General features: G+C 60.9%; 2 protein-coding genes. Both read right to left on the minus strand.

What is annotated here, in order from left to right; translation table 11 throughout:
* The coding region (locus tag EOC06_RS27360; protein WP_245470117.1) for a HAMP domain-containing sensor histidine kinase at positions 1-630 on the minus strand (630 nt) is incomplete at its 3' end.
* 15 nt (positions 631-645) lie between these two features.
* Positions 646-1,235: FIST C-terminal domain-containing protein (locus tag EOC06_RS43670; RefSeq protein ID WP_245470118.1), on the minus strand; the 590-nt coding region annotated here is incomplete at its 5' end.

Genomic DNA, 1,235 nt, shown 5'->3' on the forward strand with positions numbered 1-1,235 from the left:
TGTATAGCCCAGCGCGTTGGAGAGAATGTTCTGCAGGATGCGGCGCAGCAGCGTGCGGTCGGAGCGGACCACCGCATGGACCGGCCGGAATTTCAGCGACAGGCCTTTCATCTCCGCCACCGGCAGGAAATCCGAGCGGAGCGACGAGAACAGCGCTTCCAGGCTGACATCGCCTATGTCGGGCTGCACCACGCCGGCATCGAGCTTTGAGATGTCGAGCAGGGTTCGCAGCAGGTCCTCCATCGTCTCCAGCGAGCGCTCGACCTGCCGCACCAGTTTCTTGCCCTCGTCGCTGGTCTGAACTTCGGCGAGCGCCGAAACCGAGAGATGGGCCGCGTTCAGCGGCTGCAGCACGTCGTGGCTGGCAGCGGCGAGGAAACGGGTTTTCGACAGGTTCGCCAGTTCGGCGTTTTCCTTGGCGGCGCTGAGGTCGATGTTCGACTGCTCCAGCCGGCGCAAGGTCGAGTGCAGTTCCTCGGTACGTGTGCGCACCCGGTTTTCCAGCGAGATCGCGGTCTGGAACAGCGAAAAGGCGTTGCCTTGCTGGTCCATAGAGCGCTCGACGCGGCTGACCAGTGCCGCGTTGATCTTCTTCAGCTTTTCAAGATCGTTTATGTCCCTCAGCGGCATCTTGTTTGCGCCGTCCTATTCCGCCGCCTGGCGCTCGCCAAAGGCGATGCCGGTGAAAGTCTGGTTCAGATGCATCGACCGGTACTGTTCGCCATAGGTGCCGAAGCCGATGACATTGTTGACCCGGTAGAGTTCCGAGATCTCGCGAAATACCTGCCGATTGCGCGCGTCCAGCCGGCGCAGCACGCAGTCGAAGCCGAGGATCATGTCGATACCGCCAAGCCTCTCCTCGACATCGCGCAGGGCGGCGCGCGTCGATTCGACCATGTCCTTGGGTTGAGCGATCGACAGCACGACGCCATCGTCTATGGCGCAGAAGAACGACAGCGAGCCGTCGGCATGCATCTTCTGGATCGACCGGCAATAATATTGGCCGCCCACCTTCACCACCACGGGATGCGAGGCGAAGCTCAGTGGCGTCAGCATCTGCGCGACGATGCCGACGGACGCGGAATATTCCTGCGCCGCATTGGTGGCATTGAACTCGCGCACGATGCGGTGATCGGGATCGGAAGCCGTCACCACCAGTTTTTCATCGGTGGGAACGAAATTGTCGGTCTTGAAGACATGGAAGGGAATTTCGGTAGATATCAGCACGATGATGG

Origin of the sequence: Mesorhizobium sp. M7A.F.Ca.MR.362.00.0.0 (genome assembly GCF_004023175.1) — a bacterium.
GTDB lineage: Bacteria > Pseudomonadota > Alphaproteobacteria > Rhizobiales > Rhizobiaceae > Mesorhizobium.